21 protein-coding genes are annotated in these 21,361 nt (G+C 42.0%); 11 read left to right on the forward strand and 10 right to left on the reverse strand.

What is annotated here, in order from left to right:
* Positions 1-2 precede the first annotated feature (2 nt).
* From ABH008_RS22030 to ABH008_RS22060, 7 genes are read left to right on the forward strand one after another with little or no spacing between them, the layout of a single operon-like run.
* Positions 3-1,112: a cobalt-precorrin-5B (C(1))-methyltransferase gene (locus ABH008_RS22030; RefSeq protein ID WP_347987756.1), complete on the forward strand. Its 1,110-nt coding sequence runs from the start codon at positions 3-5 to the stop codon at positions 1,110-1,112.
* Positions 1,109-2,437 carry a precorrin-6y C5,15-methyltransferase (decarboxylating) subunit CbiE gene (gene cbiE / locus ABH008_RS22035; protein WP_347987757.1) on the forward strand — a complete coding sequence of 443 codons (1,329 nt, stop codon included), beginning with the start codon at positions 1,109-1,111 and terminating at the stop codon, positions 2,435-2,437. Before ABH008_RS22030 ends, cbiE begins: the two co-directional genes overlap by 4 nt.
* A complete protein-coding gene (cobI, locus tag ABH008_RS22040; RefSeq protein ID WP_347987758.1) occupies positions 2,424-3,203 on the forward strand; it encodes a precorrin-2 C(20)-methyltransferase in 780 nt (259 codons plus the stop codon). Before cbiE ends, cobI begins: the two co-directional genes overlap by 14 nt.
* A complete protein-coding gene (locus ABH008_RS22045; RefSeq protein WP_347987759.1) occupies positions 3,196-3,933 on the forward strand; it encodes a cobalamin biosynthesis central domain-containing protein in 738 nt (245 codons plus the stop codon). Before cobI ends, ABH008_RS22045 begins: the two co-directional genes overlap by 8 nt.
* Positions 3,930-4,322, forward strand: a complete 393-nt coding sequence (locus ABH008_RS22050) for a cobalamin biosynthesis protein (protein ID WP_347987760.1) — start codon at positions 3,930-3,932, stop codon at positions 4,320-4,322. Before ABH008_RS22045 ends, ABH008_RS22050 begins: the two co-directional genes overlap by 4 nt.
* Positions 4,319-5,680 (forward strand): precorrin-3B C(17)-methyltransferase, encoded by a 1,362-nt coding sequence (gene cobJ / locus ABH008_RS22055; protein ID WP_347987761.1) that lies wholly within the window; start codon positions 4,319-4,321, stop codon positions 5,678-5,680. Before ABH008_RS22050 ends, cobJ begins: the two co-directional genes overlap by 4 nt.
* On the forward strand, positions 5,673-6,056 hold the full coding sequence (locus ABH008_RS22060; RefSeq protein WP_347987762.1) for a (2Fe-2S) ferredoxin domain-containing protein: 384 nt from the start codon (positions 5,673-5,675) through the stop codon (positions 6,054-6,056). Before cobJ ends, ABH008_RS22060 begins: the two co-directional genes overlap by 8 nt.
* 128 nt (positions 6,057-6,184) lie before the next feature.
* Here ABH008_RS22060 and ABH008_RS22065 read toward each other — a convergent pair whose 3' ends face one another.
* Entirely contained in the window at positions 6,185-6,514 is a 330-nt protein-coding gene (locus tag ABH008_RS22065) for a hypothetical protein (protein WP_347987763.1), read from the reverse strand.
* 1,163 nt (positions 6,515-7,677) lie between these two features.
* Here ABH008_RS22065 and ABH008_RS22070 point away from each other — a divergent pair.
* Together ABH008_RS22070 and ABH008_RS22075 are read left to right on the forward strand one after the other, a co-directional pair.
* Positions 7,678-8,331, forward strand: a complete 654-nt coding sequence (locus tag ABH008_RS22070) for a hypothetical protein (protein ID WP_347987764.1) — start codon at positions 7,678-7,680, stop codon at positions 8,329-8,331.
* Between the two features lie 64 nt (positions 8,332-8,395).
* Positions 8,396-9,184 carry a hypothetical protein gene (locus ABH008_RS22075; RefSeq protein ID WP_347987765.1) on the forward strand — a complete coding sequence of 263 codons (789 nt, stop codon included), beginning with the start codon at positions 8,396-8,398 and terminating at the stop codon, positions 9,182-9,184.
* A 227-nt stretch (positions 9,185-9,411) separates the two neighbouring features.
* Here ABH008_RS22075 and ABH008_RS22080 read toward each other — a convergent pair whose 3' ends face one another.
* The 5 genes from ABH008_RS22080 to ABH008_RS22100 all read right to left on the reverse strand — a co-directional run bounded on the left by ABH008_RS22080 (position 9,412) and on the right by ABH008_RS22100 (position 15,079).
* On the reverse strand, positions 9,412-9,840 hold the full coding sequence (locus ABH008_RS22080; RefSeq protein WP_347987766.1) for a TOBE domain-containing protein: 429 nt from the start codon (positions 9,838-9,840) through the stop codon (positions 9,412-9,414).
* Between the two features lie 545 nt (positions 9,841-10,385).
* Positions 10,386-12,077 carry a transglycosylase SLT domain-containing protein gene (locus ABH008_RS22085; protein ID WP_347987767.1) on the reverse strand — a complete coding sequence of 564 codons (1,692 nt, stop codon included), beginning with the start codon at positions 12,075-12,077 and terminating at the stop codon, positions 10,386-10,388.
* Positions 12,078-12,592: 515 nt separating this feature from the next.
* Complete coding sequence (gene nifS, locus ABH008_RS22090) at positions 12,593-13,801, reverse strand: cysteine desulfurase NifS (RefSeq protein ID WP_347987768.1); 1,209 nt, start codon at positions 13,799-13,801, stop codon at positions 12,593-12,595.
* Positions 13,794-14,702, reverse strand: coding sequence for a Fe-S cluster assembly protein NifU (gene nifU, locus ABH008_RS22095; RefSeq protein ID WP_347987769.1), 909 nt, complete (start codon positions 14,700-14,702; stop codon positions 13,794-13,796). The genes nifS and nifU overlap by 8 nt, the downstream gene beginning before the upstream one ends.
* Positions 14,703-14,722: 20 nt before the next feature.
* Entirely contained in the window at positions 14,723-15,079 is a 357-nt protein-coding gene (locus ABH008_RS22100) for an iron-sulfur cluster assembly accessory protein (RefSeq protein WP_347987770.1), read from the reverse strand.
* 195 nt (positions 15,080-15,274) lie between these two features.
* On the opposite strand from ABH008_RS22100, the gene ABH008_RS22105 reads away from it, so the two are divergent.
* Together ABH008_RS22105 and ABH008_RS22110 are read left to right on the forward strand one after the other, a co-directional pair.
* Positions 15,275-15,538, forward strand: a complete 264-nt coding sequence (locus ABH008_RS22105; RefSeq protein ID WP_347987771.1) for a nitrogen fixation protein NifZ — start codon at positions 15,275-15,277, stop codon at positions 15,536-15,538.
* A 68-nt stretch (positions 15,539-15,606) separates the two neighbouring features.
* Positions 15,607-17,202, forward strand: a complete 1,596-nt coding sequence (locus ABH008_RS22110) for a SagB/ThcOx family dehydrogenase (protein WP_347987772.1) — start codon at positions 15,607-15,609, stop codon at positions 17,200-17,202.
* 353 nt (positions 17,203-17,555) lie between these two features.
* On the opposite strand, the gene ABH008_RS22115 is transcribed toward ABH008_RS22110, so the two are convergent.
* The 4 genes from ABH008_RS22115 to ABH008_RS22130 form a co-directional block, all read right to left on the reverse strand.
* On the reverse strand, positions 17,556-18,002 hold the full coding sequence (locus ABH008_RS22115; RefSeq protein WP_347987773.1) for a hypothetical protein: 447 nt from the start codon (positions 18,000-18,002) through the stop codon (positions 17,556-17,558).
* Between the two features lie 91 nt (positions 18,003-18,093).
* The gene (locus ABH008_RS22120; protein ID WP_347987774.1) at positions 18,094-19,026 is read right to left on the reverse strand and encodes a kelch repeat-containing protein; all 933 of its coding nucleotides are present in this window, start codon (positions 19,024-19,026) and stop codon (positions 18,094-18,096) included.
* A gap of 274 nt (positions 19,027-19,300) precedes the next feature.
* Entirely contained in the window at positions 19,301-20,209 is a 909-nt protein-coding gene (locus ABH008_RS22125; RefSeq protein ID WP_347987775.1) for a hypothetical protein, read from the reverse strand.
* 103 nt (positions 20,210-20,312) lie between these two features.
* Positions 20,313-21,356 carry a formylglycine-generating enzyme family protein gene (locus ABH008_RS22130; protein WP_347987776.1) on the reverse strand — a complete coding sequence of 348 codons (1,044 nt, stop codon included), beginning with the start codon at positions 21,354-21,356 and terminating at the stop codon, positions 20,313-20,315.
* Positions 21,357-21,361: the final 5 nt, after the last annotated feature.

Here is a 21,361-nt window from a genome sequence, read left to right on the forward strand (position 1 = left end):
CCATGCCAATGCCTGAAAAAAAACCGAAAGGCACACGTAAAGGCTATACGACAGGCGCTTGTTCTGCGGCGGCTGCACGTGCAGCTATGCAAGGTTTATTAAGTGGTCAGGTTCCGAATCAGATCGAATGTCTTTTGCCCAATGGACAATTGGTTGAATTCAAGGTTGACGAAGGATACTGCCGTGATGGCCTAGCGCATGCTGTGATTGAAAAAGATGCAGGCGATGATCCAGATTGTACCAACCATGCTCGGCTCACCGCCGATGTTATATGGATCGACAAAACCGATACCGTTCAGTTGCTCGGAGGTAAGGGTATTGGCTTAATTACGCGCCCGGGCTTGGGCCTGGAAGTGGGAGGGCCAGCCATCAACCCGATCCCGCGCAGAAATATTGAAGAGAATATCCGCATAATAGCAGCCGAACAATTACTTCACAGAGGCGTTCAGATCACTCTCTCTGTGCCAGGCGGCGAAGAGATGGCAAAAAAAACCCTCAACTACCGTCTTGGCATCCTTGGAGGCATTTCGATACTGGGTACCACCGGTATCGTGCATCCCTATTCGACGGCAGCGTTTCGTGCCAGTGTGGTGCAAGGCGTTGAGGTCGCTGCCCGTCAGGGACAAAATACTGTAGTGCTGACCACTGGCGGTCGTACCGAAAAGTTTGTCATGCGAGAGTTGGCGAATTTGGATGAAAGCTGTTTCGTGCAAATGGGTGATTTTTTGACGCCTGCACTGGATGCTGCCGACCAATGTGGGATTCAGCAAATAGTCATTGGCGGCATGGTCGGCAAACTAACAAAAATGGCACAGGGAGAGAAAATTACCCATGCCAACCGTAATCCAGTCGATGTGGAACTAGTGGCCGATATTGCCAGAACCATCGGTGCGCCCGAAGAAATTTGCCTAGCCATAGCTGGACAGGAAACAGCTCGCTATGCCAGCGAGTGCATGGAACAATTGGGTTTGGAACACGAATTTCACATTGAGCTGGCAAAGCGCGTTATCGCAACATTGGAAAATCGCTACCCAGGTCGTTTTAACATTGCGATTTTGGTCTGTGATTTCGACGGCAACAAACTGGCGGAAGCCGGGAGTTTATTAGCATGACAGCATTATGCTACTTTATTGGTGTACTGGATGACGGAGCTAACAGTCTTAACGGCGAGGCCCTGCAAGTATTGCGTAAAGCAAAACATGTGATTGCTGGCGGCCGATTACTGGCTAGCCTGGCAACTGAAATAAGTCATGCGCAACAATATAACTTAACTGGACAGTTGAAAACTGTACCCAAATGGATTAACTCAGCACTAGCAAACGCTGAATCGGTTGCTGTCTTAGCCAGTGGCGACCCTTTGTGTCATGGTATAGCCGGTTATCTGATCGGAAAACTGGATCGCAACAAAGTGCGCATCTTGCCCAATCTTAGCAGCATTCAACTGGCATTTACGCAACTCTGCCTCCCCTGGCAATCAGCAATTATTGTCTCAGTTCATAGCCAAGATGCTGGCGATTGGCAACGAGGAGCCTGTTCACAACATGGTTTATATGAATTAGTACAATGCTGCCGACAACACGACTTACTGGCTGTTTTGACTAGTCCTGAAAATAATCCGCAACGCATTGCCGCCATGTTGCTAGAAGAAGGTATGGCTGATGAATTTGAAATTGTCGTTGCCCAAGCTTTAAAACATCATGAACAATGCGTTACGGCCTTTTTATCTGCGGCTGAGGTAAGAGCAGCTACTTATTTAGATCCCAACATTGTCATTCTTAAACGAAAAAATAAGCGGATTGACCCCATTCTTTTCGGGGTTAGCGATACGAGCTTTCAGCAACGCAAGCCCAATAAGGGATTGATTACTAAACGCGAAGTAAGGGCCGTATCACTAGCACGAATGCAGCTTACCCGCAGCAGCGTGGTTTGGGACATTGGAGCGGGTTCTGGTTCTGTAGGGCTAGAAGCGGCGCGGATATGTGTTGATGGCCATGTCTATGGGATAGAAAAAAACATCGATGATATTACGAATATTCAGCAAAATCATGGCAATTGGGGCGTCAGTAATTATAGTTTCGTCCACGGCAAAGCGCCTGACTATCTGGATAGCTGGCCGACACCAAATGCGGTATTTATCGGCGGTTCTGGTGGAGAACTGGCAGAGTTGATTGAGATCTGTCTAGGCCGTTTGCAGCAAAACGGCTGGTTAGTGATGAGTTTTGTTACCTTGGAAAACTTATCCGTGGCCGTGGAAACATTGAAAAAACTAGGTGCAAACTGGGATGTTTGTCAGATTCAAGCTTCACGCAGTAGCCCTATACTGAATATGAATCGCTTACAAGCTGAAAACCCAGTGTGGATAGTATCAGCAACCATTACCCCCATTTTGCCACTGGAATCTTTTACTAATAACCCCACTGGCTATGGCACAAACTAAACTCGGCACTCTCTATGGCGTCTCACTCGGCCCCGGCGATCCAGGCTTAATCACCCGCCGCGCCTGGCAATTACTATCGGGGAATGGGCATTGGACGTATCCGATACGAAAAAAAAACAGTGATAGCTATGCCTTGGATATTGCCTTACGAGGAGGCTTTTCTTTACCGAAAACCCATACACCACTGTTGTTTCCGATGACGCACGATAGCGCAATTTTGGCACGATATTGGTTGGAAGCGGCGCAAACTGTGTTGGCTCGTTTAAATGGCGGCGAGGATGTATTGTTTCTGGTAGAAGGCGACGCCTCAACCTATTCCACTTTCGGGCATTTACAGCAAACCGTTCGGACACTTCAACCAGAAGTCACTGTGGATGTAGTGCCTGGCGTGTCTTCGTTTCATGCAGCCGCCGCGCGTTGCGGAGAGCCACTGGCGGATGTGGATGACACCATTGCCATCGTACCAGCCGGATATGGCATCACTCAGATCGAAGCCATGCTCAACGATTTCGACACATTAGTACTACTCAAGGTTAAACCGTTACTGGATGACATTATAGCTTTATTGCGTCGCCGCGATTTACTGACGCAAAGTCGGTTTATTGAAAAGGCCGGTGCGCCTGAAGAACGAATGATTGTCGATATAGCCAGCTTGGAAGGTCAAAAAGTTAACTATCTATCGTTAATAATTATCAAAAACCCCGGACGCCAACGTTCGGAAATGCAGCGCGGCTGCCGTAAGAAAAAGGAAGACACTCATGACTGAGACCCGCGTGGCCATTATCGCCATAACCAAACATGGCGCAGCCATTGCAAGCCGCTTGGCCACCTTGATCCCTGAATCTGTGGTGGTGGTATCCGAAAAGCAGGCAATGCATCTGGGCGAATTCAAAAATCGCCATAGCGTATATCAAGGTGCATTGAGTACGCAAATCGCTAGCTTTTTTGAGGCTTACGATCAGATTATATTTTTGGTTTCACTGGGTGCAGTAGTACGGCTTATTGCTCCGCATCTTAAGTCCAAAGATGAAGACCCTGGGGTATTAGTCATTGATGATGCCGCCGAATTTGTAATACCGGTATTATCTGGTCATGTGGGCGGTGCAAATGCCTATGCCGAAAAAATTGCCGACTTTTTAAAGGCAACGCCTGTAATCACCACGGCGTCGGATGTAGGCAAAACTATCCCGGTGGATATATTAGGCCGAGAACTGGGATGGCAAGTAGAAGCGCCGAAGATCAATATTACCCGCGTTTCAGCAGATGTGGTTAACCAGCAGCCCATCGCTTTTGTGCAAGAAGCGGGCAGCCTTGCCTGGTGGACGCGCAGCACGCCGCTGCCAACCAATATTCATTTATTTCAGCGTTTTGAAGATGTTGATACACATCAATATCGTTCTATTCTATGGGTGACACGACGCGATATTGATGCAAATATTTGGCAAGAGTTTGCAGAGCGTCTGGTGGTATATCGCCCCCCACTTGACCCAACATGAAAGTGATGGTGGGCATCGGCTGTGATCGCGGTACCAGTTTACAGACCTTGCAAGATGCGTTAATGCAGGCATTAAAACAAGGTGGATTGGACGTATCAGCGGTTGTAGGCTTGGCTAGTATTGATAAAAAGAACGATGAGCAGGCCATATTGCAATTGGCTGCAGTGCAGGGTTGGCCTCTGTATTTTTATCCAGCTGAAGTTCTGGCGAAGATTCAGGTACCTAACCCCTCAGAAGTGGTAATGAAATATATGGGGACACCCGCAGTGGCAGAAGCCGCCGCTTTACAGGCAGCCAATACCGATATACAGAATTTATTAGTCGAAAAATATAAATATTTGGGCGCTAACGGCAAGAACGCCACAGTTTCCATAGCGAGAATGACATGACAAAAGCAGGCAAAATTTTATTAGTCGGTATCGGCCCAGGTTCTCACGAACACATGACTTTCCGTGCCAAAGAGGCTATAGCTGAAGCAGATGTGGTGATAGGCTATAGCACTTATATTAAGCTGGTGAAAGACTTGTTGGATGGTAAGGAAGTCATCAAAAAAGGTATGACCGAAGAGCTGGATAGAAGTATCGAAGCATTCGAACATGCCAAAATGGGAAAAACTGTGGCCATGGTTTCTTCGGGTGATATTGGCGTTTACGGCATGGCCGGTCCGACCTATGAGTTACTGCTGGAAAGCGGCTGGACACCCGATAGCCAGATTCAAGTTGAAGTAATTCCTGGCTGCACAGCTTTATCTAGTTGTGCATCGCTAGTCGGTGCGCCTTTAACTCATGATTTTTGCTCAATTTCCCTATCCGACCTATTAACGCCGTGGCCAGTAATTGCCAGACGTTTGGAAAACGCAGCACGAGGCGACTTTGTAGTCGCTTTGTACAATCCCAAAAGCGGACGCCGCACTCAACATATTATTGAGGCGCAAACTATTTTGTTACGTCATCGTAGCCCGGATACACCGGTAGCCATTGTCAAATCAGGTTATCGAAGCTTGCAAAACATTCAGATGGTAAGATTGGCGGAAATGGCTGAGTGTGACATTGGTATGTTAACCACAGTCTTAGTAGGTAATAGCAGTACTTTCGTTAAATCTGGTTTAATGGTGACACCCCGTGGCTATGCCAATAAATATGATGCACTGACTGGTGAAACGCTAGCAGGTGAACAAGCCGGACGTTCATTGAGCATGGGATTAAATGGTTGGCAAGCTTGTGTTCGCAAGTATGTGCGCGATAGCGGTAAAACAACATTGCAAGAGACAAGCAACTATTTCGGCAGACCCTTGGCAGAAATTCTTGAGGCTGTATCCGCTGCCACAACAGAGGATTTTGCTGGGTTATTTACGGCAAAGTTAGTTGATTCTAAACATTACGACATACTACTTGATAAATTGCCAAACTGGGGCAAGTTACGTGCCGTAGTGCGTAGTGCTGGCGGGGCAATAGCTGAACTATTAATTCAAGGCCAGAATTTACAGCTTAAAAACAATTGGCTTAGCCTTGTTAATGAACATTTTCATTTGCATGTGGATTGGCAAAAAGCCCATAAAATCTGGTTTTTGAGTCGGAGCGCGGAAGCCTATGGCATCCAAATTACTGATCCCGAAGGCGAATCGTTACTAAATCTGTGGCTGGTCAAGGAGGGTAGTGATTTCGATGAAACTGCGCTACATCATTATCACGATGACCAAGCTAAATTAACCCAATCTACTATCCAGGAGTCTTATATACATGAATGAAATAGCGTTGATCGACTTGGAAAAACCCAAATTGCAGGATTACAAACGCCACCTACTGGTTTGCACTGGCCCGCGTTGTACTGAAAATGGCGAAGCTGAATTATTATTCAATCTACTCGGTGAAAAATTCAAAGCGGCGGGCATAGACAAGGGTGAATTACGCGTAAAGCGAACCCGTACTCAATGTTTTGCAACTTGTAAATCTGGACCTATCATGTGCGTACAGCCTGATGGTGTCTGGTATTACAACGTCAATGAAGTGAACTTGCAGCGTATTATTGATGAACATTTTGTGGGAGGTAATCCCGTTGCAGAGCTAATTTACCATCAAGGCCCAAAATCGAGTGAAACAAGCTGTCATCCTAGCGAGCAATAACTGCATCGAAGCTCAATTAATTAACCAGCTTTTCTTTTTGCTTTACAACGATCAGCAACCGTGTCGATTGAAAATTTGACAAACTGCTTATCAAGGCAACAATCGACACTGACTATACTGTTTTTAACTTAAAGCGATTTAAATAAAACTATCGCTTGGTTTAATTCATCAGTTGCTTTATTAATATCGCCTTTTTTGGCTTGTATCTGGCCTTGTATCAGTGCCGCATGCGCACGTTTGGCGGCATCACCTGACAACGTATCAGAGGCAAAGCGTGCTGACTTTAATTGTACCTGCGCAGCTGAAAAGTCGCTGTTTTTAATTTCGATTAAAGCTTTTTCAATATGCGAAATAATCTCACCTGGACTCGCCTGTTCTGCTGCTTGGGCTACAAAACTAGCTAAACCCAAAGTGAGGGCCATAAACAGTATTAATGCTGATTTTTTAAATGTTTTCATAAGGTTAGAATGTTATATAACTGCCTGAAGAACCAATGACTTAAAGATATGCCGGGCCAACTTGGAAATAAGACTGCTGGCACCAGATAGGATTGATAAGACACCATCCCTGCGAACTGGAGTACAACAAACCAGAGTAAAACTCCGGACAGCCTAAAGCAAATCCTTGCTGATTATCGATATAAATTATTACTATTGGATTTTGAAAGACTATAGCCTTTCGACGAACATCATAGCTGATTTACTGTAACAACAGGGGATTCATTTACGTAAATACTTACGTTTCATCAAAACTAATACTTTGCCACTGTAACAGACCCCCTTAAATGCTGACTTCAACTCATTATTAATTGAAGACTAGGGCCATTTTTTTACATTAAACACCGCTTTGCACAATATAATTCAAGCATTCATCAGACGGGTGCTGAAATTTCAACAATGGCTGACTAAATTTCAACATCTACTGCTTAAATACCAACAGTTGAATAAGTCTAAAGACTAGATAAATCACAACTTGATAAATAATCGTGAACAATTGACTGATAACAACGTAATTTGACTAACTACACATTATTTTATCGGTAAAAATATACACAAAGGCCACAATTTAGCTCTAAATGTGTGTCATATAACACAGTTTAATTAATTTCATGTACTCTAGTTGGGCAAATTTATCTTCATGATTCGCAACAGACAAATAAAATAAATTATAAGTATCAATAGCTTAAAAAATTCAGCCAACCACATATTAGCAATCCAGATTAATGGCTTAAAATTTGCTTTTATATTAATGCGATTACAGATATGAAAACTGTAACAAAATTGTCATCAAATTTTCATTTTGTTTGTGCATAATGGACCACAACGTTGGGCCGTAACTTGATTTCTCTATAGCCTAAATTAACAAGGATTAACACACAAGAAAACGGATATTTCGAATGCATTTGCAAACTGATTTTTTGACCAAGCTTATGATTATTCATAATTATTTTTTGGCATGCCATTAATTGCATGATAGAATCATACAAAGGTTATTTTTGGCTACTGATTTTTTTTCGTACACCGTTTTGCCATTTGCTTGATCGCAGTTATAAGTTTAAAAATATAGCAAGGTTAGTAAAAATATCCCTAGCCTCCACTTTACTTAATTTGAGATAATATTTATGAAAATTAAATCTGCATTTAAACTCAAGACACTAGCAACTCTGATCATGGGATTGTCTGTTGGCAATGTTTACGCGTCGAACACAGACCTGACAACATGGACTGCATCACAATCTAACTTGGTCACTTTTTCAAACGGCACAGCTACGCTAAATACTGGAGATGGCCTTGGGCAGAGTACCTATGCTTACGACTCAAAAAGCTCAACAGCATCTTTTACAGATGGCGCAAACTCCAGCATAGGCAATCTTGGCTTAGTGGGTGCAATTCTTAGCGATACCTCTTTTAGTGTCACCGGCAATCAAATTCTGACTTTCAACTGGGAGTTCACAACTCAAAGTGGAACACCATACAATGATTTTGCCTTAGTAGATATAGGTGGCACCCAATATCAACTAGAGAGTATCATTAAATTACATAACGCCAAAGACAGTGGTTTAGAAACAGCATCAATTGCTTTAGCACCAAACTTCAGCGGCACAGTTTCTTTTGTTATCAGTCACGAAGGCTATGACAGCTACAATTCGGCCCTAAGCATTTCAAATCTTTCTATTGCAGCAGCACCAGTTCCTGAGGCTGAAGTATTGATAATGATGCTATTAGGATTGCCATTAATGAGCTTAGCAGTACGATATAAGCAAAAAACAGCTTGATAACTAATCACTATTAAGCTTTTATTCATAGTAATCTCAAAATTTTATGGACGGAGTATTCGATATGAGATGTAAAAAATTACTTAGTATGTCAATAGCATTAATGGCCATTTCTGGGTCCGCGCAGGCGCTGGATATATTACCAACGCTAACCCCGGTAGTTCCTTACAGTGCGCCTATTGGGGATTGGAACTATTGGATTAATAATCAGTCAGTTAGTTTAACTTACAGTGCAGTTACAGGCGACTACACATTAAATGCAACCAGTACAGGCACTTTTTCTGTATTCAACCAACTATTCGCTCAAAGTTACATTGGCAATGCTAATGAATACAGCCTATCCGCTACCTTTGACAAATCAGGTAACTTTATTGCAAACGCCGCTGGAAGTGATTACTTAAAAATTACAGGCTATTTCAACGATACCACTGCAGCCCAAATTACAGCAGATACAGGCGCGATAGCACCTACCTCAACTTCTGGAACCAATTTGCTGCAGGCAAATTTAACAGGCTTCGGGTATAACACTGCTCAAGATACTTTAGGTTTTAGCACTCTGTTTACTGGTGGCTGGACTACTCAGCAACCCAACATTATAGGCAGCTCAAAGGGTCAAGCCGTATATTTGTACGATCCACTTGGTCTGAATTCAGACGGCACAGCAAACTCATCCAATGAATTAGCAAGTATAATCAGCGCATTTGATGCAAAAAACTTAGGATTTGCACCAACCACAACAATTAATAATATAAACACAATTGCCTCATTACCAGTGCCATTTAGCGGCGTGTTGTTTGGCACTGGTTTAACAGCCTTGTTGGGCTTAAGCCGTCGTTCAAACAGAAAAGCTTAAGTGTAAGTTAAGCATCCTAAACTACATGGATGCTTGTTTTGCTAAAGATCTAGAATATGTAAGTGTAAGCTCTTAAACTTGCACCCACTGTATATGCTTTCAATATACAGTGTGGTGTGTCTTTATACATCAAAGGATCAGTACTCCGTCGAATACTCACTGAATAAAGCGAGTTTTCAGAACAGTCTTTTTATCTGACCAACTCTAATCAACTAGCGAATCCTTATTTAACTCGATACCGCTAGCAATACTGCACTGGCTTTAAACACGGCAGTCACTGGTTGACCTTTTTGTAAACCCAAGCCCTCAACACTATCATTGGTCACTGTAGCGGCGACTTTTTCTCCTCCTTTCAACTCAATATCCACTTCAGCATTGACTGGCCCGCGCTTTATCTCAAGTATTGACCCAGCTAGTTGATTACGTGCCGAAATTTTATATCCACCAAAATCAGAAACCAAAATAATTTGTGGCGCTTTAATTAAGGCAAGTATGGATATTCCTGACTTAATGCCCAACGCTTCAACTGAATTTTTAGTAATCGAAGCAACAATGGAATCACCACCTTTTAAACTAACATGAACTTCGGCATTTACAGCACCCACAATGACGTCTTTAACAATGCCATTAAAATGATTACGCGCACTTGTTTTCATATAATACCTATATTTGAGCTGAAATTAATTGATAAGGAAAATTCGAAAGACAAACTTTAAGGCATCGACAAAACTTGCATACAAGGATAAATTATTAATTTACAAAAAACGCTAACCTGCTTTTAAAAGTACATTTTCCGATATTACCAAAACCTATAGTGAGTTAATATCACTATAACGCGAAAACATTATATTATCTTGTATTTTAATACATATAACATGTATTAAAACAATTATTTACTAATAAAAAACCGTTGAAACAGACATTTCCATTGCATTAAACGATCTAATGCAGATAATTGTTTTTTATACTAATCCAATGTTTACACGACCAATACTATTAGTCAATAAATGCGCAAATTATTAATAAGCACTTAGCAATAAATCAGTATGTATTTTATACGTCGGATCGGTTAGTCCGTTCATGGTTCGACTAAGCTCACCAAGAACGGACTAACCGATATGTAGAACATACTGCGTTTTTGTCAGTGGCTTATAGAAAGCCAGTGACATTGATTTATTGAATGGTATTTTCTCAAAAACTCTTAAACTTTAGTTTGCTTAGAAAGATACAACGTGGGTGGTGTAAAGTCGAAACCAAAATGTTTCGGATCTTCACCAATCACTGCCGCCGAAAAAATATAAAACACATAATCATAAGTTTCTTTTGGAATCTCATACTGTTGTATAAATTTCCAAAAATTCTTATCTCTTGGATTATCGGGCATTTCTGCAATCATACTTTTAACTTTATTATGCCCATAATTATAACTTGCCATCACCAACAAACCGGATGCCTGTGCCTGTGTACTATAAATATATTTAAGATATTTGGCTCCAGCCTGTGTTGCCTGAGCAAAATCAAAACGTGAGTCTTGTGCATCAAATTCTCGGCTATTTGCCAACGGCCCACTCGCCAACCCATATTCACTTCCTGTTGTCGCCAAAAATTGCCAAGCACCTTTGGCTACGCCAAAGCGGGTTTCAGGCCCAATTGCCAATGGATCGAAATTACTTTCTTGAAGCGGTAAATAAATAAAATAAGTTGGCAACCCCTGTTTTTCCAAAGCATCGACAATCACTGGCGCATAATGGTTTTCTTCCAGTCTTTTCATAGCCATTTGCATTCTGCCGGAACTTTGCCAAAGTTTGATGTACTTTTGCACTTCAGCAACAAAGTCATCTGGCACTTCCAATTCACTTTCACCAAACCCTCTAGCCACACGAGTTATTAATTCTTTTTCATATCGCTCATCGCTAGGAAAACTGATCCGCAGAAAATTGATCTCGTTTAAATAGCTTTCATATTTGGCTTTCATCGCTTTTAGCTTTTCTCTTTCCTGCGCCAAGCGTTGCTTTTCCTCGAGTATTTTTTGTTGCTCTTCTCTGGCTCGCTCTTGCTCAGCTTTCAATCGTTCGCCACTGATCTCCTGCATAGTTTGTGACAACGCTTTTGCGCTACTTTCCAACCTTACATCAGCCTGAGATAAATTGACTTCTAAGGTTTTAATGTCATAAAACATATTTATGGCAATCAAACGTGCGTTGGCAAGCGCAAAATGCTGGTAAGTCACAAGCGTTGCTGACAATACAAATAATACGCCTAACAGCCATATCACCTTTTTATAACTCTTACTCCTAACTGCCCTATCCTCACGAATCAGCCTTCGTACCATAATAGTATGCTCGCCCATATCATCGGTTTCTGCTTCGTTCAATAGCCTGTTTCTTACTTCTTCTGCTGATAAAGCTGGCTTGGCCTTAATAATTTGTTGAGCTGGCAAAGATGCTGCAACTGAGAAAGAGTTAGCAGAGGGAGTTGGCTTGTGATGAAGTATTTGCGTAACTTGTTTGGCGGCCTGAATTTCTAACAAATAACCAGACCCTCCCAATACTACAGTCGTGGGCAAATTAAGTTTAATTTTTTCCTGAACTAAGGCATCATTTAGAAAAACACCATGCGTACTTTTTAAGTTGTATAACCAATAACACCCCAACTCCCACTTTACCTCCATATGATGTCGACTAACCAAAATATTTTCAATACTAATGGCATTATCGGCAGCCCGTCCGACATTAAAACGATCCGCAAAAGAATAACTGGCAATACGATTACCTGCGGCATCAAACAAATTGACTTGTAATGTTTGCGCCTGATTTAAGACCGTTTTCTCTGTATCAACTGGCTGTTGCTGTTGAGGATTAGCACGTACCAGTATTGTTTTATCATCATTCATTGTGCAGGGTTGATTTTTTCTGTGTTTAAAATCAGTGAACCAGCAAAATTGTCTATATGCTGCAAAACACTCCACACCAAACTATAGACATTACATATGCTAGAAGTTAAGATTTTTGTTGAGCAGAAACTATAAAATCAGTCTGATACATAGCGAAGTTTTAGCCCAACACAACTTATAGTAGACGTTTTTAAACACGAACGAAACAAAAATTCGCCAACCTATTATCAAGGGCTTGCTAACCCATAGCGTGCTAACTTGATAAAGATCGGTTCTATCAGAAAAATTAAAAATCCGCAAAGTGGATTTGCTTACCACTCGCAGCCAGACGAGTAGCAACAAGTGGACTCAAAGAGAATCTTCCTCCCTAAGTCTTTTGGATTCATGGGCAAGTTAAGAATACTTAATGCTAAGATAGCTTTAAACACTAGGCCAATACAAGATGTCCATTGCCAAATGCACTGGACATCCTGCAAAGTCGAAATCAACGATAAAAAGGACTTTTGTTCCAATATTTATGCATAAGTTGGCTGAAAGGCCTGTTCTGGATTAGCCACCGGACCATCCCCTTCCCAATAGGGTGATAGTTTACGTAAATTAGCCACAATACCCGGCATCACTTTCAGAACCTCATCAACTTCACTCATAGTGTTGTAGCGGGAAAATGAAAAACGAATGGTGCCATGCGCCGCAGTATAAGGAATTTGCATTGCACGCATCACATGCGAAGGCTCCAGAGAACCGGAAGTACACGCCGAACCACTAGATGCAGCAATACCTGCTTTATTCAACAACATCAAAATTGCTTCGCCTTCGATATATTCAAAGGCAATATCGGTGGTATTAGGTAATCGGTTATTCAGATCACCCGTAATAAAACAATGTGGAATTTGTTCAATAATTCCCTGCTCTAATCGGTCTCGCATAGCTTTTACCTGAATATTTTCATACTCCATATGCTCCATAGCCATTTCGCAGGCTTTACCCAAACCAACAATAGAGGCGCTATTTTCTGTACCAGCCCGTCGACCACGCTCCTGATGCCCGCCTCGAAGTAATGGCCGATAACGAGTACCTCTACGCAAATACAATACTCCAATACCTTTAGGCGCATGCAGCTTATGCCCAGAAATGGATAACATATCAATTTTAGTATCTTGCAACATCATTGGTATTTTTCCAACGGCTTGTACCGCATCGGTATGAAACATTACACCGGCATTACTCGCCATATCTGCCATTTCTATGACAGGAAAAATGGTACCGGTTTCGTTATTTGCCCACATAACAGAGACAATAGCCACTTGGTCAGACAACATGTTTTTATAGGATTCCAGATTTAATCGTCCACATTTATCCACGGGTAAACGGTGGATGGTATAGCCTTCTTTTTCCAGATTTTCACATAAATTTAAAATCGCAGGATGCTCTACTGCGGTGGTAATTATTTCTTTACGATTAGGTTGGGCCTTAATAGCCGATAAAATTGCGGTTGAATCAGATTCTGTGCCGCAAGAGGTAAAAATAATTTCAGAATCATGCTCCGCACCTATAAGCTCCTGTACTTGTCCACGGGCTTTTTTAATGGCACGAGCAACACCATCGGCAAATCGATGAATTGATGAAGGATTACCGAACTGCTCAGTAAAAAAAGGGATCATTGCATCAACAACGGCACTATCCACTTTCGTAGTGGCATTATTATCCAGATAAATATCAGGCATGTCCTGCCTCCATAATTGACACCAGCTTCGGCATTTGCGAGGCAGGTACGACACGAATAAATTCTCCCAGCACTTCCAGTAAGCGTTGTTGAATACCAGAAATAGTCATAGAAGCCATTTGACAGCCGTTACAGGCTCCTGTCATATTCACATATGCAATGTTGTCGACAACTTCGACCAATTCCACATCACCACCATCAGCCATCAATTGTGGACGAAGAGCATTTAGAACTTCCTCAATTTTTTTGATGCGTTGCAAATTGGTAAGCGGTTTCTTTTCAGCAACTACCGGTTTTTCTACCGGTGCAGCAAGCGGATCGAAAGATTCGCCGCGCTCTTTAAGTACGCGCTCTAAAATCGCTTCAATATCTTCATGACATGCAGCACAACCACCACCAGCCTTCGTGTAATTTGTTACATCCTCAACGGTACGCAACTTATTTGCCCACACCATTTCTTCTATCATAACGGCATCTATGGCAAAACATTTGCAAATAAGCGCCCCTTCTTCGTGATCATCTTTCCATTCTTCGCCGCGATAATTTGCCACGGCTGCTTGTAATGCTTCACGGCCCATTACTGAACAATGCATTTTTTCTGGAGGCAATCCATCCAGTTCTTTGGCAATATCCTGATTGGTGACTTGCAGTGCTTCATCCAAAGTTAAACCTTTGATAATTTCTGTCAATACAGAAGACGATGCAATAGCTGAACCACAACCAAAAGTTTGGAAACCAGCTTCTTCAATCACTTCAGTTTTATCATTTACTTTCAACGTCAGGCGTAAAGCATCGCCACAACTAATCGAACCAACTTCCCCAATTGCATTTGCACCCGCTACAGCGCCAGCATTTTTAGGGTTAAAAAAATGTTCTTTTACTTTATCTGAATAATCCCACATCACTAATTCCTCGGTAAGCGTTAAGAACAGGTTTTGGTGGGTGCGCCGTTATCGCTAGTGGTAAACGACGAACCACAAGCACAACTTTTTACCGCATTTGGATTTGTAAATTTAAAACCCGAACCATCCAAACTATCAACAAAATCAATAGACATACCATCCAGTTTTGGCAAACTCAGCGGATCGACAAATACTTTTACTTCACCACAATCAATAACGGTATCATCAGTATTTTCAGAGGACTCCAAGCGTAAGCCATAGGAAAGCCCTGAACAACCGCCATCGGTCACTTCAATCCGTAGCCCGCCAGTTGGTTTATCTGAACTGCTAATGAATCTACCTACGGCATTTATTGCGTTTTCGGTTAATGTGATCATTTTTTAATCTCCTGAACGGTTTGGCATTGATCTTGTAACAAGTAAAGCAACCAGTGTGCCATACGTTAAAATTTTAATTAACCAATTGATTTAATTGAATACTGCAAATAACACACTGATATACATTTGGCTTGTTCAACAACAATCCAACTATATTTGTTAGGTTTACTACAAAATACTCACAGGAAAAATGCCATGAAAGTAGACGAATTAGATTTAGGTGATGTGGTTTATGCTGCGCATAGCATATTTGATGATGGCAGTATGCCAGATAGTAAAGAAGGCGAACTATTGGCCTCAGCTGGTACGCGTGGCGTGATTGTAATGAAAGGTCATGTAGAAGAAGATCCAACTTTGAATGTTTTTTTAGTTAGGTTTGAAGACAATGACATGAATTTGGGCCCCCTCATCGGTTGCTGGACCAGTGACTTGGAAGTAGAAGTGCCTGAGTTAGGATAAACTCATCCTAAGCCTTTGTGGTTTAATGACATTTACCAGCTTAACTATTTACCCTTACGGGAATCACTATGTCCGATGCCACTGATTTCATACGCCATTATCATCAACGCACCAAACACCAGATTAATGCTTATGCGGCTGGCCCGGCATCGCTGGATTGGGATGATCAACCAAATCCGTTTCGACGTTTTAGTGGTTGCGAAATTGTAACATTACCTACACCCGGTTCTGATCTCGATGCTTTATTTGCCGAACTAGACAACCCCGAACGGATCAGCTCTCAAGCCTTGGACTTGCAAAGCTTAGGTTTGTTACTTGAATTATCATTCGGCCTTTCAGCATGGAAACAATTTGGTCCGGATAGATGGGCATTACGCTGTAATCCCTCCAGTGGTAATTTACATCCCACTGAGGCTTATGTACTTTGTAGTGATGCAACACTATTAATTCCTGGCGTTTATCACTATGTTAGCCACGACCACCATCTTGAGCGCCGTGGTCAATTTAAGGTTAACCCTGTAAATTCTGAGATTTTTATTGCTTTATCTTCCATTCATTGGCGCGAAGCATGGAAATATGGCGAAAGGGCATTTCGTTATTGTCAGCATGATATTGGTCATGCTCTAGCGGCTTTAAGTTACGCGGCTGCCTGTTTAGGCTGGTCAATTGAATTATGTAGTTCTGTAGCTGATAGTGAAATTGCCGCTGGGTTAGGGCTAAACCAAGCTACTGATTTTATAGCGTCTGAACATGAATCAGCCGATATATTATGTCGAATAATCACTCCATCATCTCCGAGCAACCACTTTAATCCGGTTTGTTTATCGTCATTGTTCGCTTCAACACAATGGTTTGGCACAGCCGAACAACTGAGTGGCCGACATTTTTATCGCTGGCCTATTATTGACGATGTTTCTAAACAAGCAGAAAAACCTGCAACGCCCATCGAACACTGGCAACCAGAACCAGTTTACTTGGCTATACCCAAATACAATCTGACTGCCAGTAAGTTAATTCGCCAGCGCCGAAGTGCGCAAAATTTTAACGGCAAAGCTGATCCCATACCACTTGCCGATTTTCAACGCATGCTTTGTTCTTTGTTGCCGAATCAAAAGCCCCCTTTTAGCGCATGGAATTGGTCACCTGCTGTCCATATATTTATATTTGTGCATCGGGTTGAAAATCTTGCACCGGGCCTCTATTTTTTACCGCGTAACACTACCGACATTCCCAGTTTACAAGCCGCATTTTCTGCTGATTTTGTTTGGCAAACGGTGCCAGCTCCCTGCTCATTTTACTTACTTACCCCAGGAAACGTTAGACAAGCTGCCCAAACCCTCTCCTGTCATCAAGCTATTGCCAGCGACAGTGCTTTCAGTTTAGGTATGCTAGCCCGCTTTGCGGATACTATCAGCACTGCAGCCTGGAATTATCGGCGTTTGTTTTGGGAATGTGGCCTTCTAGGTCAGATCCTGTATCTGGAAGCTGAAGCTGTCGGTCTCAGAGGTACTGGTATAGGTTGTTTTTTTGATGATGCAGTGCATGGTGTATTAGGCTTAAAAGACGATGATTGGCAAAGTTTATATCACTTTACAGTAGGTACACCAAAAGATGACAACAGATTGCAGACCTTACCTGCCTATACGCATTTATTATCTAACTGATAGACCTAATGTATGTACGTCAGTAGAGAGTATCGTAAACACAGCTAAAATCAATGAAGTTGATGAAAATATGATTTGTAAGGGAAATTACTGGGATATCACGTTTTTTTTCGCAGTATTCTGAATTCTATAGAAAAGTGTCGGGGCTTACCGAGCCATTACAATTATCAATAGCACCGTCACTAATTATTGATGCACGAAGTCCATTTCGAATCACTTTATAATCTAGCCAGGGGTATCAAGAATACAAAAACCATTTACCGGATGAGAACCATTAGGGCAGTTAAGTATCGTGATTTTTCTAGCTAATGGTTTATTATATTGCCCTAGTGTGTCCAACATAAAGTACGGCTCTAAAGGGACGCTATCAGTAAAGTGATAATCGACACCCAAGTTAGAAAAGGGGGCGTTAACCCAATACCGGCAAAAAACCCCTTTGTAAAATCATAACCACCACCTACTTCTCCTTGCATGTAATCTGCACCATTGAAATATTTTAGTCGTATCTTGCCCGGCTTCAGCCCGCCATAAACTTTGAATGAGAAAGAAACATCGCCGCCGTATGTATCGCCATTTGTACTTACATTTGCATGCCGAAAACCAACCACAATATCAGGCACCAGGTTGTCACCCAAAGCCCATTTCAATCCTGCATAACCATTATCAACATCCTTTGTTGTCGGTATACCAATAACAGTTTCAGTCACCGGAACCGGATTCGGCACCCCGTTAGCTAAGACCACAAAACTAGTAAAAATATACGCACAAGCCAATGGTAGAGAATATTTAGTAATGGACATTGGTTTCCCCCCAGATTAGTTATTATTGATTATTTTTTGCTATTTCCGTGAAATTTATTTACAAAACATAACGTTATACAGACAATTGCCGTCAGTTTTTTATTTCCAGCCTTTCATTTAAATCAGTGTAACCCCAATTATGATTTTTATCTCGACCGCCTATAATGTACAAAGAATTACCAATCGAAACGGATGCATGTCCATGACGAGCCAAGCGTAAACTGGGTAAGGTTTTCCATGTCATTAAATCCATATCAAGCGCCTCAATCACATCGAATACTTCTCCATTAGCATTCTCACCGCCTGCGACAATAAAATATTTGCCAATGATGGTGCCTTGTGCATCACCTCTTGGGGTGGGAAGCTTAGGTCCTTCTTGCCATTTTTTTGTCTTAGTATCGAAGACAAGCACCCGAGAAAGTAATGAATCTGGAAATTTTTCACTTCCTCCTGTTAAAAAGATTCTTACTCCATCGGTAGCAATAGCCATATGATGATTTGGAGTAGGCATATTTTCAGCTTTACTCCACTCATCTCGATCAATGTTGTATAGATAGTGCGATGCGCTAGGTCCATTTGTATTTAAACCTCCAAATACATGGATGGTATGGCCTATAACAACAGCACTTACAGCACCTAAAGATTCTGGCAAGGATGAAACACGCTCCCACTTATTCTGTGTAAGAGAGAATTTAAATACCTCATTACTGGTAATACCTGTTTCAGCTCGTTCTAATCCACCAATAACATAAACATCTGTACCCAAACTCACTGCCGCAGAGTGATCTAGCGATGTGGGCATATCTTTCAAACTGACCCAAGCATCCTTAATGGGAGAATATTTTTCAACAGAGGAAAGGCTGATAGGATGTAAGTAGCCACCTAGTATCAGTATTTCTCCGTTAACAGCGACTGAAGCCATTTCTGTACGAGTCATTTGCATGGCAGATAATCTTTGCCAAGGTGAACTAATTGAAAATAGGAAAGCCACTGAAAGTAATAGTAATATTGCTATTATTTTCATATTCCAGGTTTTTTTTCAACAGTCTGTGTGGGTGATATTTCCATTAACTAAAGAAATTAAACAAGTAACTTAGGTCGCTCTAACATTACAACATTTTTGTAAATTTCAATCATTGCAAGGATTTTAAGGATAGAGATTCCAAAGGTAGTATATACAAAGCATTTGTCAAATATAGCGGCTATAATTGTTAGGGCTATTGGCAGAATCCAAACAATTCAAAAATGCAAATAACGCAATAGAACTGTGGATGGTATGCCAAGCAGTTACCATAAGTCTATGGGGATATTCCTAAATAGGTCTCTAGGGTACTGACTTGGCTTTCTGAATAGAAATCTGCTTTAAAATGGTTGTCATCCGGTTTATGCGCTGATAATATCGACCGAAATTTTAAATATTTTTCCTTAAACCCCCGAAACTCCAATGTAATCGGTTTATCCTGTGCAGATTTTCTGCTGATGGCTTGATTGATTTTACTGTCAATCAATTTGAGCTGGCTGTCGATATATTGCAGGCAGCGCAATCGACAGTTTTCAGAAATGCCAGCGACGATAGTCAGCACGGGTATAATTGATAAGCAGAGTATGCCATTATCGATGGGTATTTTATTTGTAATAGCCGGATGGTAAAAAAATTCGTTTTGCAGTTGAGCAAAAACACCAGCTCCCCACAGTTGTTTTTCCATAGCAAGATCATCACGGCGCTGCTTTAGCGCAGCCTGATATTGCCAGTCAACCAGTTTACGATTATTGATGACAATATTTAAATCATCTCGTTGTTGGTTGGAAATACAATTTTCCCTATATCCCCGATTCATCAGGACGATATTTTGTAAACTATCTGGGTAAAGGGAGTCGAAAGGCACCATACTGCACACTATCGGTTTGCGGTCATTCTGTATAGAGCAATGGTAATCTGAAGTCAATGCTGGGCATTTATTGATAGACTCGTAATCCATAGCTTGAGTCATGATTGAAAGATCATAATCCGGTTGATTATGGTCTAAACTGAGCTGATATAACTGCCGCTCAGCCAACCTGGCTAATTGAGCGCCCTCCTCAATCGAGATTGAGTGTTGCAAATTTGCTGCACCTAGGGTTTCTCCGACTTTATGCCGTCTAATCCGGCGAACAGCCAAACTCCCTACAAACAGATTTTCATGGTGAAAAAGTTCAGGGACAGTCATAAGTGGCGCACTGTTACAACATTTGCCGCATACTGTGCATTTGAATGAGATAGTCTCTAGGTTATTGCTGTTTTGTTTAAGTGAATTTGCAATCAAATTGAGGTTACCAGGCATTAATATCCAAAAGCGAATGGTCAGAAGGCGGTTCTCTCAGCACAGTACGAAAGCCTATATGGGAAATCGGTAAATTAGCCTCATGAGCTTCTCGCGCCGATGGCCTGTAGCGCACGCAAAAATCTCTACCGCATAAATGTGAGCCTCCTTTAACAACCATAGCCTGATTAGGTACCTCCCTAGATTGCGATAAATTAGTTTCTGTTCGAGACTGATGAGATTCTGTGTAAATATCTTTAGTTTGTTCCCATGCATTGCCGATCATATCGTAAAGCTTAAACTCATTTGCAGAAAAACAACCGACTGGTGCCAACCCTTTGTAGCCATCTTCCCGGTTATTGAGGGTAGGAAAACTACCTTGCCAAAAATTGGCAAGCGGTTTGCCTTTAGCATCTCTCGGCTCTTTTTCTAAATTTGCGCCATGCAGACCGGCTTTGGCAGCGTATTCCCATTCTGCTTCAGTGGGCAAATCTCTACCCAACCATTTTGAATAGGCTAAAGCATCATTTAAAGTGACCAGAGTTACCGGCTGATTAGGGTCCGGAGAAATGTCATTTTCAGCTGGATGCCGCCAATCGGCACCTTGCCGAAACTTCCACCAAGCATAAGAACGTTGATTCAATTCATCAGTATCTGGATTATGGAATACCACCCCACCACCATCCCGTTCTGCCTCCGTTATATAGCCGGTGGCTTTCACAAAAGCTAAGAATTGAGCCACTGTCACCTCGGTTTGATCTATCCAGAAACCCTTTACGCTCGTTTTAATCTCGTTACGTTCCTCTGGATAACCCAAAGTGGTACCCAAGGTAAATACACCTCCGTTTATATACACCATACCGGCGCGCGGATGAGTACCCCAATCATTCGGTAACCCGGAGTAATGCGTGCATTGTTCCGGGGTACCCAATAATGGCGGAGAGATTGCCGAAGATCCTGTAATGGAATACAACAGCACTCCGATCAGTATCTCGCAGACAAGGACGACGCGGACCAAGTTCGCATCGCCCCAGGATTTAGCTCCCGTTGCCATCAGCT

It is taken from the genome of Methylomonas sp. AM2-LC (assembly GCF_039904985.1).
Taxonomy (GTDB): domain Bacteria; phylum Pseudomonadota; class Gammaproteobacteria; order Methylococcales; family Methylomonadaceae; genus Methylomonas.